Below are 15,023 nucleotides of genomic sequence, written 5' to 3' on the forward strand. Positions count from 1 at the left end.
ATGAACACTGCCACGCATAATCTGTTGAATAAAAACGCTGAAAAATTCACCCTGGCGGGCGGCGCCGGACCGATGGAATGCCTGCTCGACCTGCCCCCGGGCGCGCCGCGCGGCATCGCCTTGGTCGCCCATCCGCACCCGCTGTACGGCGGCACCATGGACAACAAGGTGGCGCAAACCCTGGCGCGCACATTCGTCGCGCTCGGCTACGTGGTAGCGCGTTTCAACTTTCGCGGCGTGGGCGCCTCGGCCGGCGTGCACGACGGCGGCGCTGGCGAGACCGACGACATGGCCCTCATGCTCGCGCACATGCAAGCGCAGTATCCGGGCTTGCCGGTGGCGCTGGCGGGCTTCTCGTTCGGCACCTTTGTGCAAGCCCAGCTGCAACAACGCCTCATCGCCGCGGGGCGGCCGGCCGAGCGCCTGGTGCTGGTCGGCACCGCCGCCGGCAAATGGCCGATGCCCGAGGTGCCGGCCGACACCATCCTGATCCATGGCGAAGTCGACGACACCATTACCCTGACCCAGGTGCTGGACTGGGCGCGGCCGCAAGACATCCCGGTCATCGTCATTCCCGGCGCCGATCATTTCTTCCACCGCAAGCTGGCCCACATCAAGACCCTGGTGGTCCAACTGTGGCGGCGTGAGGGCGCAATTCCACTATCGCCACTATAATTGGGCGCCCTTTTTTTGCACCACTTTTTTGAGTATCCATTCCCATGAGAAAACTTATTGCCGCACTGGCTGCCAGTGTTTTGGCGCTCTCGTCCGCCGTTGCGCAAACCGTGCCGCCGCCGACAGTCGCCGCCCGCTCCTGGATGCTGCTGGACGCCACCAGCGGCCAGATCATCGCCTCGCACGACCCCGACGCCCGCATCGAACCGGCCTCGCTGACCAAGATCATGACGGCCTACCTGACCTTTGCCGCACTCAAGGAAAAGAAGCTGACCCTGAACCAGATGATCAATGTCTCGGTCAAAGCCTGGAAAGTCGATTCGAGCAGTTCCAAGATGTTCATCGACCCGGCGGTACCGGTCTCGGTGGACGACCTGCTGCACGGCCTGATGGTGCAGTCCGGTAACGACGCCGCCGTCGCGCTGGCCGAAGCGGTGGCCGGCGACGAAAGCGCCTTCGTATTCCTGATGAACCGCGAAGCCCAGCGCATGGGCTTGAAAAACACGCGCTTCGCCAACCCGCACGGCCTGCCGCACCCCGACAACTTCTCGACGGCGCACGACCTGTCGGTCCTGGCCGCGCGCGTGATCGCCGACTATCCCGAGTTCTACAAGATCGACTCGGTCAAAAGCTTCACCTACAACAAGATCACCCAGCCGAACCGCAACCGCCTGCTGTGGCTGGACCCGACGGTGGACGGCATGAAAACCGGGCACACCGAAGCGGCCGGATTTTGCATGATCGCCTCGGCGCGCCGTCCCAACGGCAACAGCCAGCGCCGCCTGATTTCGGTCGTGCTCGGCACAAGTTCCGACCAAGCGCGCACCCAGGAAAGCCAGAAGCTGCTGAACTGGGGCTTCCAGAATTTCGACACGATCAAGCTGTACACCAAGGGCCAGGCGATCCAGACGCCGGAAGTGTGGAAGGGTTCGGCGAATACGGTCAAGATCGGCTTCAACAACGACGTGCTGGTGACGGTACCGAAAGGGGTCGCGGCCAAGATGAAGCCTGTGCTGGAGCGCAACGACCCGCTGGTCGCCCCGCTGCCGCTCAACAGCAAGGTCGGCACCCTGAAGATGATGGTCGATGGCAAACAGCTGCTGGAACTGCCGGTGGTCGCGCTCGAAGAAGTGCCGCAAGCATCGATCTTCGGCCGCGCCTGGGACTCGATGCGCCTCTGGCTCAAGTAAGCCGACGCCCTGACACCGGGGTCTGACCTCTGATTAGCAATTACTTGCCGAAACCGGGGTCTGACCTCTGATTAGAAATTACTTTCCTAACGGCCCTAAACACCCGCAACCGAGGGCAGCGCTTTGGCTCGCAATGCGTTGCTGAACCGACTGCCGTGAGGTGAAATCGGACGAATGCCGCGCCAATCTCCAGATCCGGCGTTCAGGGTCTGCGAAACCGGCAGAAAAATCAGAAAATTCGGTGCCGGGAACATTTTTGCTTGCTAGTTAAAAGCACTGCCCCCGCTTGGGGGTGTTGCCGGGCGGCTTTTTATTGCTAATCAGAGGTCAGACCCCGGTTGTTTATTTTAGGAAAGAAAACCATGAACGCAGCCCTTCCCGCCGATCTGTTTTGCCCGCGCGTGCGCACGCGGCCGCATGGCCCCGACCTGTCGCGCATCATCGCCGGGATGTGGCGCATGGGGGAGTGGGGCATGTCGGCCGAACAGCGCGTCGCCTTCATCGAACAGTGCATCGCGCTCGGCGTCACCAGCTTCGACCATGCCGATATCTACGGCGACTATGGCGTCGAAGGCTTGTTCGGCGAGGCTCTGCGCCTGCAGCCTTCGCTGCGCGACCGTATCGAACTGATCAGCAAGTGCGGGATCAAGCTGCTGTCCCCGCAACGCCCGCAGCATGCGATCCAGCATTACGACACCAGCGCCGCCCATATCGTCGCCTCGGTCGAGCAATCGCTGCGCCAACTGCATACCGACCATCTCGACCTGCTGCTGATCCACCGCCCGGATCCGCTCATGGAATTCGATGAGATCGCCACCGCCTTCGCGGCCCTGCGCCAGGCCGGCAAGGTCCTGCATTTTGGCGTCTCGAATTTTTCGCGCCACCAATTCGAGTCGCTCAACCGCCGCATCGAACTGGCCACCAACCAGGTCGAGTTTTCGCCCCTGCACACCCCGCCGATGTTCGATGAAACCTTCGACGGCCTGCAAGACCTGGGCGTGGCGCCGATGATCTGGTCGCCGCTGGCCGGCGGGCGCCTGTTCGCGAGCAACGACGACCATGCCGATCACCTGCGCCTGGTCATCAAGGGCATCGCCGATGCGCTGAACCAGCCGTTCGCGAGCGTGGTGTTTGCGTGGATCATGCAATTGCCATGCCGCCCAGTGCCGCTGACCGGCACCGGGCGCATCGAGGCAATCGCCGTGGCCGTGGCCGCCACCCGTTTCACCCTCAGCCGCGAAGACTGGTTCAGCATCCTGCGCGCCGCGCGCGGTCACGAAGTCGCATAACGGTGCCGGGAGCAGCGGGAATGGCGGACATCGTCGAGAGCACGGCCCTGACCCCCTTGCAAAAGAAGGATTTGCTGCACCGCCTGGCGCGCATCGAGGGCCAGTTGCGCGGGGTGCAGAAGCTGATCGCGCAAGCCGCCACGCCGTCCGACTGCGACGCCGTGGCCCAGCAGATGGCGGCGGCGCGCAAGGCGCTGGACCGCTCGTTCGTGCAACTGCTCACCAGCACCATGCAAACCCAGAGCGCCAACGCGCGCGACCTGTCCGAAGCCCAGGCCAGCGCCGGCAAGCTGGCGGCCATGCTCGACAAGTTCGCGTGAAACCTTCCTAGTCTTCGTACACGGCCGGGGCCGGCACGCCGCGCCAGCCGAGCTGCCACGCGATGTTGAGCAGCAGGGTAGCGCTGATGTACAGCACGAAAAACAGCACGAAGAAGCGCGTCTGCAGCCAGGCCAGCAAGGCCACGCCGACGCCGATGACGACGAACAGCAGCATGCTTTTCGGCTGCTTGGAGCTGGGGAAACGCACCGTCGACACCATCAGGGTGCCCACGCCCACCATCAGCAGCATCACCAGATAGGCTTGCATGGTGGTGGTCAGCGGCGCCGGCCAGGCCACCACGACCGCGGCCACGCAGGCCGCGCCGGCCGTGATCGGCATGCCGACGAAGTAGCGCGGATCGGTACGCCCGACATTGACGTTAAAGCGCGCCAGCCGCAGCGCGCCGCAGGCGACGAACACGAAACAAGCCAGGCCGCCGGCGCGCAGCAGGGTCGGATGGTCGGCGCCCAGTTGCACGAAACCGTAGCAATAGAGCAGCATGGCCGGGGCGCAGCCGAAATTCATGACGTCGGCGATCGAGTCGAGCTGCATGCCGAATTCGGATGAGGTATTGGTGGCGCGCGCGACAAAGCCGTCGAGCGCGTCGAACACGCCGGCCAGCACCAGCAGGATGGCGGACATGCGGTAGTCCGCGGCCAGGCCGACGTGGGCATTGTCGACCGACATGACGATGCTGCCAAAGCCGCAGGCAATCGATAGCAGCGTGACAAAGCTCGGCAGGGCAAACTTGGCGCGCGCGAGGCGCTGCTGGCGTGTGGGTTTCAAGTGGTTTCGCAATCGCATCGAGGATAGTGTTGGTATTTTACAGCGTCGACCTGTATGCGCCAGATCAAACGGCGGCAAACAAATTTCACCGATTTCTGAATTCCCCTAGAATCGATACTCAGGAGTTTTTTCCGGTCGGAGGGAGCAGGATGAACAGATTGCATCGCTGGAGCAGCTTGGCCGCCGGTCTGTCATGCGCGCTGGCCCTGTCCGCCTGCGGCGGCGGCGCCGACAATCCCTCCGCGGCCCAGACCAGCGCCTCGGCCGCGCTGGCCCAGGTAGCGGGCGCCCCCATCGCCACCAACGTGACCGCGATCGATGGCTTGAACTGGATTAACTTCCGGCGCGCGCAGATCGGCATGCCCATCTTGGCCCGCAACGCGCAGATCGAGCGCGCCGCCCAGGGTCACTCCGACTATCAGAAGAGCAACAACAAGGTGACGCACGAGCAGACCGTGGGCGCCCCGGGCTTTACCGGCGCGCAATTGATCGACCGCCTGACCGCTGCCGGCTATGCGTTCGTGCCGAGCGACACCGCCTATGGCGAAGTGATCTCGGCCACATCGAACGCGTCCGGCTTTTACATGGCGGAAGAATTGATCACGGCCATCTACCACCGCTTCGTGATGTTCGAGCCCAAATTCAAGGAAATCGGCACCGGCTCGGCCGCCAACGCCAGCGGCTACACCTATTTCACCAGCAATTTCGCGGCCAACAATGGCTTCGGCCCCGGCATGGGACGCGGCAATATCGCTACCTGGCCGGCCGATGGCCAGGCCGGGGTCACGCCGAATTTTTTCAGCAACTACGAAGAACCGGACCCGGTCGAGAATCTCAATGAAGTCGGCTACCCGATCAGCGTGCACGCCGACCTCGATGCCACCTTGAAGGTCGACAGCTTCACCGTGCGCCCGCGCGGCGGCGCGCTGCTCAACGTCAAGCTGCTCAAGCTCGGCGTGGACAGCCACACGCCCAAATCGGCCGCCGCGATCATTCCGCTCACCGTGCTGGCCCCCAGGACGGTGTACGAGGTCAGTTTTTCCGGCACCATCGATAGCCTGCCCATCACGAAAACCTGGTCTTTTACGAGCAAATAGCGCGGCCTTGCTTCGGTTCGCCTGAAAAATTCTGCTATCGTGTGGTGCATTAGATAATGAACAATCGCCACTTCATGTCATCGAGAGAGAAGCTGCCCGCCCGCGTCGCACTGCGCGCCGACTCCGCCACGCGCGCGGTGATCGATATGGCCGACGGCATCGACCGCATCATGGGCAACCGCGAGTTATACGCGCGCATGCTCAAGCGCTTTCGCAGCGATTACGCGCACGGGGCGGTGCCGATCGGCCAAGCGCTGGCGGCCGGCGATGCCGTTCTGGCGCAGCGCCTGGCGCATACCCTGAAAGGTGCAGCCGGCATGATCGGCGCGCACCGCCTGCACCAAGATGCCAGCGTCCTGGAACTGGCGATCCGCACCAATCCGCCGGCGCAGCAGGCGGCACTGAACGCGCTCATGGGCGCCTTCGACAAGGTCTTGCACCTGCTCGATCAGGTGGTGACCGGCAGCGCGCCCGACGGCTTCGCGCTGGACATGCCGCAGCGTCCCCTGATGCAAGACCCGGTACTGCTGGCGCGGCTGGTGGAATTGCTGATCGATGCTGATGGCGCGGCGGTCGACCTGCTCGACGAGTCGGGCGCGAGCCTGCGCGTGATCCTGGGCGACGCCAGGCTGGCACGGGTAACAAAGGCGGTGAATGACTTCGATTTCGAGGGTGCGCTGAGCGCGCTCAGGCAAACCGCGCTCTGACGGACGGCGAACGCGCGGCGCGGCGCGGCCGAATCAGCGGGTGTATTCGGCTTCTTCGTCGAAGGAATCGGCGCACGCCTTGCCGCAGAAGCGCTTGACGCTGTCGAGCGGCTTTTCACAGTACCAGCACGAGCCCTTGGGCGGCAACGCCTGGCGCGGCCGCACGGGCGCCGGCGCTGCATCGGACGCGGCGTCGAGCCCCGCTTCCTTTTCCGGCAAACTTTCCTCTATCGTTCCCACGAGTCACCCCCAAAATGGCAGCACAGCGAATTCTCAGAGCAAGATTACTTTAGCGGAATACTTTGGACATGAGAATTCGCAAGTCCTGCCGCATTCGATGAAACGGTCACGATCAATCCCAAGTTTGCACGCAATATGCAGCAGCCGCAATCAAGGGAAAACATGCGTTCGTTGCGACGCAACAACCACGAAGATACCCGACAGTGGGTAGATTCGCTGCGTTAAATCATAGCAGGATTAGAAATGCGCGTCGGCCGGGGGGATGGCTGGAAAGGCCGCGAAAATAGCGGCGATCTTACTTCGCCGGCTCGACCGTGACGATCAGGGAAGAGGCGGTCGTCTGTATGCGGGTCGGCACGAATTGCACGCCGGCATAGCGCAAATCTTCCGGCCGGAAGTTATACACCGCCACATCGGCAACGACCTTTTTCATCAGTACGTTTGCCGCCGTGGCCAGGTTGCGCTGCTGTGCATCGTCGATGCCATCGATGGCGAAGCGGTCCACGCGCGGCTCGGCCATCAGCACGGCGTTGCGGGCCGGATCGATATACGGGCGGCCGGACATGGCCAGGCTGCCGCGCCAGGACTGGCGCGTGAAGGGCGAGCCCAGCGCCGCCTCCAGGGATACGCCGACCCGGCCGCTGGCGGGGGCGAGCGACAGTTGCGGGTGCTTGAGTTCGATATCGAAGATTTCCACTACCCGGTTACTGATGGGGAAGCGTCGGTCCATGCCTGCCTGCAGCTTGGTTAAGGGGAGTTCGATCTGGCGCGGGCCGATCACGCTGGCGCAGGAAGCGAGCAGGCTGCCGGCCAGCGCCAGCAAGGTGCATGTGCGGAGGAGCTTTTTCATGAGACGAAGGCTAGCATAGTTCGATGGGCGCGGTTGCGAGCCTGATGGGCCGGACTTTGCCCCGGCATTTGGACCGAAGACCGTTGACTGCACCGATTTTTGCCACCGCCATGTAGACCGTCATCCCTGCCACTGGCAGAAATGACTTCCCGCGCCGGAAAGACGGAGCATAAGTTAGCGCCATTTGGAACCGGCTTCTGACGTTGCACAGTTCCTACAGTGCATCCGCCTATCCGCCATCCCCGGCGCAACCTTGCGCGCGCGCCAGCAGCAGCGCGCGTTCGCGCAGGTTATTGGTCAACTCCGCCGCCTGCTTGAACTCGGCACATGCCTCGTCCATGCGCCCCAGGCGCGCCAGCAAATCGCCGCGCACGCTGGGCAGCAGATGATAGTTGCGCAGCGCAGCGCTGGCGACCAGCGCATCGACCAGCTCCAGCCCGGCCGCCGGTCCGTAGGCCATCCCCAGCACCACCGCGCGGTTCAGCTCCACCACGGGCGAGGGCATCAGCTGCGCCAGCGCATCGTACAGCGCGGCGATGCGCGGCCAGTCGGTCTGCTCCGCCGTCAACGCACGCGCATGGCAGGCGGCGATGGCAGCCTGCAGCGCATACGGCCCGTAGCCCTCGCCCAGCTGCCCCGCCCGCTCCAGCGCCGCCAGGCCGCGCCGGATCAGCAACTGGTCCCAGCGGCTGCGGTCCTGCTCAAGCAGCAAGACCGGCTCGCCTTGCGGCCCCAGCCGGGCGCGCGCACGCGAAGACTGGATTTCCATCAGCGCCACCAAACCATGCACTTCGGATTCCTGCGGCAACAGGCCAGCCAGGATACGGCCGAGCCGCAAGGCTTCGTCGCACAGCTTCGGACGCATCCAGTCGCCGCCGGCACTGGCGGAATAGCCTTCGTTGTAGATCAGATAGATCACTTGCAACACCGACGCCAGGCGCGCCACCAGTTGGTCGGTGCGCGGGACCTCGAACGGCACCTTCGCTTCGGCCAGGGTGCGCTTGGCGCGCACGATGCGCTGCGCCACCGTCGCTTCGGAAACGAGGAAGGCATGGGCGATTTCATCGGTCGTCAGCCCGCCCAGCAGGCGCAGGGTGAGCGCCACGCGTGCCTCGGTCGACAGTACCGGGTGGCAGGCGATGAACATCAGGCGCAGCAGGTCGTCGCCGATGTCGTCTTCGACGGTGGCGTCGAGGTCGGGCGCGGCGTCCTGCAGCAAGGTTTCGATCTCGTAGGTGAGTTCGGGCTCCTTGTTACGCTGCAAGGTCGCATGGCGCAGGTGGTCGAGCGCGCGGTTCTTGGCCACCGTCATCAGCCAGGCAGCCGGATTGTCGGGAATGCCGGCCTCGGGCCAGCGTTCCAGCGCACTGACCAGGGCGTCCTGCGCCAGCTCCTCGGCCAGGCCGACATTGCGCAGCATGCGCGCCAGCGCCCCGATGATGCGGGCCGACTCGATGCGCCAGACGCCTTCGATGACGCGCGCGGCCGCCTGGGTAGCCCCAGTCGCTTCCTTTGTCGCCTGTGCCTGCGTTAGCGGCATCGTCTAACGCGGGACCGGCGCGCCACCCGCCAGTTGCGCGCGCATGCCGGCATCGAGCCCGCTGGCGCGCATGTGTTGCTCGGCGGCGCGCAGCTCGGGGGTAAAGGCGCCGGCGGCGTCGGTGAGCTCGGCCAGCTGGCGGATTTCCACCTCGACCGGCGGGCCGACCGGATACGGATTGCGCGTGGCCCAGGCGATGGCATCCTGCAGCGACGGCGCGCGGATCAGCCAATAGCCAGCGATCATTTCCTTGATTTCGGTGAAAGGGCCGTCGACGACGGTCAGCTTGCCCGACGCCAGGTTGACGCGCGCGCCCAATGCGCTCGCGCGCAGCCCGTCAGCCCCCAGCAGCACGCCGACGCTCGCCTCGGCCGCATTGTGGGCATCGAGGGCGTCAAGCCGGGCGCGGGCGACCGGGGTTTCATTTTCCAGCTCAATGCTCGATCGCAGCAAGATGGCGTAGCGCTGGCCGGATGCATCGGGCTGGTCGGCGGCCTGGACGTTGGCGCAGCCACCGGGGCAGCCGCTCAAGCGCACCTCGACCTCGGCGGCGCCGGCCTCGCCCGGCGGCCAGCGCGCAGCCCATTCCAGCGCCTCGTCTTTCGATCCGACATCGATCACGGCGAAGCCGGCAAGCAGTGACCGCGTCTCGGGAAACGGACCATCGGCCCGGGTGACACCGCCGCTGTCGATGCGCAGGCGTACCCCGCTGGCGCTGGGAAGCAAGTGCTCGCAGGCGCGCAGGATGCCGGCGTCGGCCATGGCGCCGGTGTAGCTGGCCAAGGCCGCGCGGCCGGCGGGTGACAGGGGCAGGCCGGCTTCGTGAGCCGGGTCGGATCGCCGCAAGAGCATGTAGCGCATAGTGTTCTCCAGGGTGGGGCGCAGTGAACGAAGATTGCCTTCAACTGCCGTCCCCGCGCCTGATGGGCGGGAACGGCATGGGTCTAGAGTTGCGCGCGCAAGCGTTCTTCTTGCTCGCGCAGCTCCGGCGTGAATTCGGCCCCGAAATCTTCCGCCTCAAACACTTGCCGGATCTCGATCTCGGAATCGCTTTCCATCGGATTCGGACAGCGTTTGACCCATTCGATCGCTTCTTCCTTCGACTTTACCTGAATCAGCCAGAAGCCCGCAACGAGCTCCTTGGTTTCCGCGAACGGGCCGTCGACCACGGTGCGCTTGTTGCCGGAAAACTGGACACGTGCGCCGCGCGCACTCGGGTGCAAGCCTTCGCCGGCGAGCATCACCCCGGCCTTGACCAGTTCTTCATTGTATTTGCCCATCTCGGTCAGCAGCTTTTCGCTCGGCATTTTTCCAGCCTCGGACTCGGGACTGGCCTTGACGATGATCATGAATCTCATGGTGGGTCTCCTGTCACGCGCCGGGTTCGCCGCAAGCCTTGGCCGCGCCTGCCTGCATTTCTTCGGGACTCATGTCGCGCACGTGATGGGCGATCGACCAGCTGTGGCCGTACGGGTCCTTGAGCACGCCGTAGCGGTCGCCCCAGAATGTGTCGGCCAGGGGCATGACGACGGTCGCGCCGGCATCGGTGGCGCGCTGGAATGCTGCGTCGGCATCCTGCACGTACAGGTGCAGGGTGACGGGCGAGCCTTTCAGGGTCAGGGGGCCGACGGCACCCCATTCCGGCGTTTCCTCGGCCAGCATGATGGCGGAATCGCCGATGCGGATCATTCCGTGGATCAACTTGCCATTGGGCGCCAGCATCTTGCCGGCATCGGTGGCGCCGAAGGCCTTGACGTAAAAATCGATGGCGGACACCGCGTCGGCGCACACGATGTGCGGGGTGACGGTATGCATGTCCTCGGGAATGCGTTGGACGGCTTGCGTGCTCATGGAGATTCTCCTTTGCGTGTCTAGGTTAGTCAGTCAATGGTTGATTAAGTTCCGTGCGCCAGGTGGAGGGATCGGGATCGAGATCCGGACCGCTGACGTACACTTCCCACAGGCCAGGCGCTTTACTGAGGCCCTGCGCCTCGATCCAGGCCATCAGCTGGCCCCAGGCGCCGGGCAAGGCGTCGTAGGGACCATGCAGCACGGCGCGCGCCACCCGCGTCGCCGGCAGCATCCCGGGCTGCACCCGCCCGGCCGGCGTGACCGGTGCGGATACCGGGACGCCGATTTCAAAGTCAAAACGGTCGGGCTGCATGCGGAAGTGGTGCGAATAGCAGCGCCCGGCGGGGCCGACGCCCTGGGCCGCCGTGGTGGCCATCAATTCGGCCATGCCGGGGCCCATCACCTTGCCGATCTCGGCGCGTGGAATGTCGAAGCGGATGACGGCCGCCTGCACCGGGTCGGTGCGGGTAATGAACGGCGTGTCGAGCATGGGTTTCTCCTTGAAGAGTGGGTTGCTGCTACGACGACGTTGCAGCCGGCGCGAAATCGACAACTGTTTGAACTATTTTTGGATTTATTTCCAGGACCCCGGATCGACCACGCCGATCGCGCGGAAGGCGGGCTTGCAGAACAGATAGCCCTGCATCAGGTCCACGCCGGCATCGCGCAGCACATCGCGCTCCGCCGGCGTTTCGATGCCTTCGGCCAGCACCGCGATCTTCAGGCTGGCGCAGATGCCCACGATGCCGGACACGATGGCTTGCTTGGCCGGGCTGGTATCGATATCGCGCACCAGTTGCATGTCGATCTTGATGATATCGGGCTGGAATTCGGACAGCAGGTTCAAACCGGCATAACCGGCGCCGAAATCGTCGATGGCGGTGCGGAAACCGAAGCGGCGGTACTCCTCGAAGATATTGACGAGGTGCGGCCGGTCCATCACCTGTTCGCTTTCGGTGACCTCGAAGATGATCCGCTCGATCGGAAACCCATATTCCCGCGCCGCAGCGAAGGTGCTGCGGATGCAGGCTTCGGGCCGGTACACGGCATTTGGCAGGAAGTTAATCGACAGCAGCTCGGCGATGCCCAGTTCGGCCGCGCCGCGAATCGCCCGCACCCGGCAAGCCTGGTCGAACATGTAGCGGTTAGTGTCGTTGACCCTGGAGAGCACCGAATACGCCGATTCGCCGTTGGGGCCGCGCACCAGCGCCTCGTGCGCATAAATGGCGCGCTGGCGCAGGTGAATGATGGGCTGGTAGGCGTAGTCGAAATCGAAATCGAGTTCGTCGTTATTTCTGCATTGCACGCAAGCGGGAACCGGCTCGCGGTGGGCATCGTCGGCGGGGCAAATGGGGATCATCGTGCGTCCACTCCTGAAAACGCGGAGAATGGACCACTATATCAAATGAGCGGACTCATGCGCGCACCGTGCGCGACACCCGCACTGCCCTGGCATGCGGCCGGATCAGCGCGCGAGGATCGCCGCCGCCGTCTGTTTCAGGATGCCGACCCGCTTGGCGGTGCAGCGCACGTCCTGCTCGTCGTAGGACTCGGCGGCCAGCTTTTCGCACTCGACTGCGCGCGCGATCACTTTGTGCACGGTGTCGCCGCGTCGCATCAGCAATTCGCTGGTGTAGCTATTCATCCACGCCGCGTCGCCCAGGCCCTCGAGCGGGAGAATCTGGCTGGTCGGCGTCGTCATCACCATGTCTTTTTCGGCGCCGGGCGGCAGCGGCTTTGTATAGTGCTCGATAATAAACATGGACGGGCCTTGCTTGCCCGCCGAGGTCTTGAATACACATGCGTCCGAGAACATGCCTTTGCTGGACTCCTTGCTGTCCACCGGCATGCCGATCAGCGCTGCGATGGTGGCGGCAGGCAAAATCTCGCAGATCGGCGTGGACATCTCAGGCGCGGCCATGGCAGGCAAGGCTGCCAGTTGCACCAGCAACATGGCTGCCGCGCGAACATACTTCTTCATACACATCCCTTCAATTGTCATCGTGTCGATCCACTGTGCATTATAGCAATCTCGATTTCATTGCCATAGCGATAAGCGATCCGTGCTTCACGAGACCAGGGGCCGCCTCATGCCTGTTGCAACTGGCGGCGCGCCTCCATCAGGGCGAATCCGAGCAGGTTCGGACCTTGCCACTGGTTCGGGTCTTCCGAACGGGGATCGTCCGCGGCCAGGCCGGTGCCCCAGATGCGGTCGACCGGACTGGCTTCCACCAGCACGTGCTCGCCGGTACCGATGAGGAAGTCGCGCAGGGCCGGGTGTTGTCCGAATTTGGCGACGTTGGCGCGGCAAACGATCTCGACACGGTGCGCCAGCCAGTCGGTATCGACGAACCCGGCAACGCCGCGGCCGAGCGCCTTGGCGGCGCCGGGGGTGGGCGCGGCCAGCACCTGGGCGCGGGTGGCCTCGTCCTTGAACAGGCGCGCCTTGGCTGCCATCATGAAGTGCTCGGCGGTGGGATAAGGGTCGCCGTCGAGCTCGAACGGCGCTTCGTACCACTGGCTCAAGCAGCTGCGTGTGACCTGGCCGTTTTTGGACGGCGTGTGGCCCCAGAACTGCAGGAACGAAAACGCTTCGCCTGCGTTGAAACGGCTGCGCAGTTCATCGAGGGTGTGGGGTAGCGCCATGGCAGGAGCCTTTTGGTGAGGGGAGATCATTGAAATTCACGGCGCGCTTGCGGCCGGCAACGCATTCACCGCGTGTCGCAAGGTTTTGGGCAGGCAATAGACCAGCAAGATCGGCGGGAGGGCGACGATGCACACGATTTTCCCCATCGGGAAAGCGGCGCTCCACAGAGCGCCCATCAACATCGCCAGCACGCACAGGTACAGAAACCCCAGCACGGCCAAGGGACCGCACAGGTAAAACACAAAGCTGCCGATGCACAGGAGCGTGACCAGGCCGATCGTGCCATCGTGCGCCTGCGGTGTCATGGCGTGCCCGTGTGCGAGCGTGGGCGGCGATGGTGCGGCATCGTGGTTTGCTCATGCTCCGGAACGGAGCAGCGATCCATGGCCTATTTCCCGATGCAAAAGCGGCTGAAAATCACGCCCAGCAAATCGTCCGACGAAAACTGGCCGGTGATGCTCGACAGCTGCGCCTGCGCCAGCCGCAATTCCTCGGCGAACAGGTCGAGCGACTGGTCGTTTTGGGCGGCATGCTCGCCCGCCAGCGCCAGGTGCTTGTGCGCCGAGCGCAAGGCGATCAGGTGGCGCTCGCGCGCCAGGAACAGCGATTCGCCAGTCTGCTGCCAGCCGGCGATGCGTAACAGTTCGGCGCGCAGCAAGTCCATGCCCACGTGCTCGTGCGCCGAGAGGTAGATATTGGTCGCTTCCTCGGTCGGGTTGACCGAGGGCTTGTGGCCCGACAGGTCGATCTTGTTCCACACGCGCAGCACCGGCACGCCGGCCGGAAAGGCGGCGACGATGCCGTCGTCGGCCCGGGTCGGCCCCAAGTCGGCGTCGAGCAGGTGCAGGATGACGTCGGCCTTGGCCACTTCCCCCCAGGTGCGCTCGATGCCGATGCGCTCGACCACGTCGACGGCGTCGTCGATGGTGCGGATGCCGGCGGTGTCGATGATGTTGAGCGGAATGCCTTCGATCTGGATGGTTTCGCTGACCTTGTCGCGCGTGGTGCCGGCGATCGGCGTGACGATGGCTACGTCGGCCCCGGCCAGGGCATTGAGAAGTGAAGACTTACCCACGTTGGGCTGGCCGACCAGCACCACGTTGAGCCCTTCGCGCAGCAGCGCGCCCTGGGCTGCCTGCTGGAACACGCGTTCCAGGGACGCCACGATCACGGCCAGCTGGCCGCGCGCGTCGGACTTTTCGAGGAAGTCGATTTCTTCTTCCGGGAAATCGAGGGTCGCTTCGACCAGCATGCGCAGGCCGATGGTTTGCTCGACCAGGGTATTGATGGTCTTGGAAAAGGCGCCGGAGAGCGATTGCGTGGCCGATTTGGCGGCCGCCTCGGTGGAGGCGTCGATCAGGTCGGCGACGGCTTCGGCCTGGGCCAGGTCGAGCTTGTCGTTGAGGTAGGCGCGGCGCGTGAATTCGCCGGGCTCGGCCAGGCGCAGGCCGGATTCCGCGCCCGCTTCGAGCACGCGCGCCAGCAGCATCTGCAGCACGATGGGACCTCCGTGTCCCTGCAGTTCGAGCACGTCTTCGCCGGTGTATGAGCGCGGGCCCTTGAAATACAGGGCGATGCCCTGGTCGATCACGGCGCCGTCGGCCTGCTTGAAAGGAATATAAGTCGCGCGGCGCGGGCTCAGGGTGACGTCCGGAAAGAGCGCGGCCAGCAGCGGCGCCAGGGATTTGCCGGAAGCGCGCACCACGCCGATGCCGCCGCGGCCCGGTGCGGTGGCGATCGCGGCGATGGGGGAAGTATCGAGTTTCATATATGTGATTGTAATTTAATTGCCGCAACAAGCCGGCGGCATTGCGTTGCCGCGCGCGGACA

Annotated in this window: 19 protein-coding genes; 6 read left to right on the forward strand and 13 right to left on the reverse strand. The window is 64.4% G+C overall.

Going from position 1 to position 15,023, the window contains the following annotated elements:
- The first annotated feature begins 24 nt into the window (after window positions 1-24).
- From IV454_RS06075 to IV454_RS06090, 4 genes are all read left to right on the forward strand, one after another.
- Window positions 25-675: an alpha/beta hydrolase gene (locus IV454_RS06075; RefSeq protein WP_054265112.1), complete on the forward strand. Its 651-nt coding sequence runs from the start codon at window positions 25-27 to the stop codon at window positions 673-675.
- Between the two features lie 44 nt (window positions 676-719).
- Window positions 720-1,865, forward strand: a complete 1,146-nt coding sequence (locus tag IV454_RS06080; protein ID WP_206090731.1) for a D-alanyl-D-alanine carboxypeptidase family protein — start codon at window positions 720-722, stop codon at window positions 1,863-1,865.
- A 362-nt stretch (window positions 1,866-2,227) separates the two neighbouring features.
- Window positions 2,228-3,154, forward strand: a complete 927-nt coding sequence (locus IV454_RS06085; RefSeq protein WP_206090732.1) for an aldo/keto reductase — start codon at window positions 2,228-2,230, stop codon at window positions 3,152-3,154.
- Between the two features lie 20 nt (window positions 3,155-3,174).
- Window positions 3,175-3,474 (forward strand): metal-sensitive transcriptional regulator, encoded by a 300-nt coding sequence (locus IV454_RS06090; protein ID WP_206090733.1) that lies wholly within the window; start codon window positions 3,175-3,177, stop codon window positions 3,472-3,474.
- 7 nt (window positions 3,475-3,481) lie between these two features.
- Here IV454_RS06090 and pssA read toward each other — a convergent pair whose 3' ends face one another.
- On the reverse strand, window positions 3,482-4,261 hold the full coding sequence (gene pssA, locus IV454_RS06095) for a CDP-diacylglycerol--serine O-phosphatidyltransferase (RefSeq protein WP_082692291.1): 780 nt from the start codon (window positions 4,259-4,261) through the stop codon (window positions 3,482-3,484).
- A 149-nt stretch (window positions 4,262-4,410) separates the two neighbouring features.
- Between pssA and IV454_RS06100 the strand changes: the two genes are divergently transcribed.
- Both IV454_RS06100 and IV454_RS06105 read left to right on the forward strand, forming a co-directional pair.
- The gene (locus IV454_RS06100; RefSeq protein WP_206090734.1) at window positions 4,411-5,358 is read left to right on the forward strand and encodes a CAP domain-containing protein; all 948 of its coding nucleotides are present in this window, start codon (window positions 4,411-4,413) and stop codon (window positions 5,356-5,358) included.
- 56 nt (window positions 5,359-5,414) lie between these two features.
- Window positions 5,415-6,065, forward strand: a complete 651-nt coding sequence (locus IV454_RS06105) for an Hpt domain-containing protein (protein WP_206090735.1) — start codon at window positions 5,415-5,417, stop codon at window positions 6,063-6,065.
- Window positions 6,066-6,098: 33 nt separating this feature from the next.
- Here IV454_RS06105 and IV454_RS06110 read toward each other — a convergent pair whose 3' ends face one another.
- From IV454_RS06110 to mnmE, 12 genes are all read right to left on the reverse strand, one after another.
- The gene (locus IV454_RS06110) at window positions 6,099-6,305 is read right to left on the reverse strand and encodes a hypothetical protein (protein WP_103170671.1); all 207 of its coding nucleotides are present in this window, start codon (window positions 6,303-6,305) and stop codon (window positions 6,099-6,101) included.
- A gap of 295 nt (window positions 6,306-6,600) precedes the next feature.
- On the reverse strand, window positions 6,601-7,155 hold the full coding sequence (locus tag IV454_RS06115; protein ID WP_054265119.1) for a DUF1439 domain-containing protein: 555 nt from the start codon (window positions 7,153-7,155) through the stop codon (window positions 6,601-6,603).
- A 229-nt stretch (window positions 7,156-7,384) separates the two neighbouring features.
- Window positions 7,385-8,695, reverse strand: a complete 1,311-nt coding sequence (locus IV454_RS06120; RefSeq protein WP_206090736.1) for an RNA polymerase sigma factor — start codon at window positions 8,693-8,695, stop codon at window positions 7,385-7,387.
- Between the two features lie 3 nt (window positions 8,696-8,698).
- On the reverse strand, window positions 8,699-9,556 hold the full coding sequence (locus IV454_RS06125) for a YciI family protein (protein ID WP_206090737.1): 858 nt from the start codon (window positions 9,554-9,556) through the stop codon (window positions 8,699-8,701).
- An 83-nt stretch (window positions 9,557-9,639) separates the two neighbouring features.
- Entirely contained in the window at window positions 9,640-10,053 is a 414-nt protein-coding gene (locus tag IV454_RS06130) for a YciI family protein (RefSeq protein ID WP_206090738.1), read from the reverse strand.
- A gap of 13 nt (window positions 10,054-10,066) precedes the next feature.
- Window positions 10,067-10,546: a VOC family protein gene (locus tag IV454_RS06135; RefSeq protein ID WP_054265123.1), complete on the reverse strand. Its 480-nt coding sequence runs from the start codon at window positions 10,544-10,546 to the stop codon at window positions 10,067-10,069.
- Window positions 10,547-10,571: 25 nt separating this feature from the next.
- Window positions 10,572-11,036 (reverse strand): GyrI-like domain-containing protein, encoded by a 465-nt coding sequence (locus IV454_RS06140; RefSeq protein ID WP_206090739.1) that lies wholly within the window; start codon window positions 11,034-11,036, stop codon window positions 10,572-10,574.
- Between the two features lie 84 nt (window positions 11,037-11,120).
- Window positions 11,121-11,906, reverse strand: a complete 786-nt coding sequence (locus IV454_RS06145; protein WP_206090740.1) for an EAL domain-containing protein — start codon at window positions 11,904-11,906, stop codon at window positions 11,121-11,123.
- A 105-nt stretch (window positions 11,907-12,011) separates the two neighbouring features.
- Window positions 12,012-12,527 (reverse strand): hypothetical protein, encoded by a 516-nt coding sequence (locus IV454_RS06150; protein WP_206090741.1) that lies wholly within the window; start codon window positions 12,525-12,527, stop codon window positions 12,012-12,014.
- 107 nt (window positions 12,528-12,634) lie between these two features.
- Window positions 12,635-13,192, reverse strand: coding sequence for a riboflavin biosynthesis intermediates N-glycosidase (gene ybiA, locus IV454_RS06155; protein ID WP_206090742.1), 558 nt, complete (start codon window positions 13,190-13,192; stop codon window positions 12,635-12,637).
- Between the two features lie 36 nt (window positions 13,193-13,228).
- Window positions 13,229-13,498 carry a hypothetical protein gene (locus IV454_RS06160; protein WP_206090743.1) on the reverse strand — a complete coding sequence of 90 codons (270 nt, stop codon included), beginning with the start codon at window positions 13,496-13,498 and terminating at the stop codon, window positions 13,229-13,231.
- Between the two features lie 83 nt (window positions 13,499-13,581).
- Window positions 13,582-14,961 carry a tRNA uridine-5-carboxymethylaminomethyl(34) synthesis GTPase MnmE gene (gene mnmE / locus IV454_RS06165; RefSeq protein WP_167092369.1) on the reverse strand — a complete coding sequence of 460 codons (1,380 nt, stop codon included), beginning with the start codon at window positions 14,959-14,961 and terminating at the stop codon, window positions 13,582-13,584.
- Between the last annotated feature and the right edge of the window lie 62 nt (window positions 14,962-15,023).

It is taken from the genome of Massilia antarctica (assembly GCF_015689335.1).
Classification (GTDB): domain Bacteria; phylum Pseudomonadota; class Gammaproteobacteria; order Burkholderiales; family Burkholderiaceae_D; genus Telluria_A; species Telluria_A antarctica.

Coding starts and splice junctions, on each gene's coding strand:
- IV454_RS06080 (WP_206090731.1), top strand. CDS start 720: ATGAGAAAACTTATTGCCGCACTGGCTGCCAGTGTTTTGGCGCTCTCG.
- IV454_RS06085 (WP_206090732.1), top strand. CDS start 2,228: ATGAACGCAGCCCTTCCCGCCGATCTGTTTTGCCCGCGCGTGCGCACG.
- IV454_RS06090 (WP_206090733.1), top strand. CDS start 3,175: ATGGCGGACATCGTCGAGAGCACGGCCCTGACCCCCTTGCAAAAGAAG.
- IV454_RS06100 (WP_206090734.1), top strand. CDS start 4,411: ATGAACAGATTGCATCGCTGGAGCAGCTTGGCCGCCGGTCTGTCATGC.
- IV454_RS06105 (WP_206090735.1), top strand. CDS start 5,415: ATGAACAATCGCCACTTCATGTCATCGAGAGAGAAGCTGCCCGCCCGC.
- IV454_RS06115 (WP_054265119.1), bottom strand. CDS start 7,155: ATGAAAAAGCTCCTCCGCACATGCACCTTGCTGGCGCTGGCCGGCAGC.
- IV454_RS06120 (WP_206090736.1), bottom strand. CDS start 8,695: ATGCCGCTAACGCAGGCACAGGCGACAAAGGAAGCGACTGGGGCTACC.
- IV454_RS06125 (WP_206090737.1), bottom strand. CDS start 9,556: ATGCGCTACATGCTCTTGCGGCGATCCGACCCGGCTCACGAAGCCGGC.
- IV454_RS06130 (WP_206090738.1), bottom strand. CDS start 10,053: ATGAGATTCATGATCATCGTCAAGGCCAGTCCCGAGTCCGAGGCTGGA.
- IV454_RS06135 (WP_054265123.1), bottom strand. CDS start 10,546: ATGAGCACGCAAGCCGTCCAACGCATTCCCGAGGACATGCATACCGTC.
- IV454_RS06140 (WP_206090739.1), bottom strand. CDS start 11,036: ATGCTCGACACGCCGTTCATTACCCGCACCGACCCGGTGCAGGCGGCC.
- IV454_RS06145 (WP_206090740.1), bottom strand. CDS start 11,906: ATGATCCCCATTTGCCCCGCCGACGATGCCCACCGCGAGCCGGTTCCC.
- IV454_RS06150 (WP_206090741.1), bottom strand. CDS start 12,527: ATGAAGAAGTATGTTCGCGCGGCAGCCATGTTGCTGGTGCAACTGGCA.
- ybiA (WP_206090742.1), bottom strand. CDS start 13,192: ATGGCGCTACCCCACACCCTCGATGAACTGCGCAGCCGTTTCAACGCA.
- IV454_RS06160 (WP_206090743.1), bottom strand. CDS start 13,498: ATGACACCGCAGGCGCACGATGGCACGATCGGCCTGGTCACGCTCCTG.
- mnmE (WP_167092369.1), bottom strand. CDS start 14,961: ATGAAACTCGATACTTCCCCCATCGCCGCGATCGCCACCGCACCGGGC.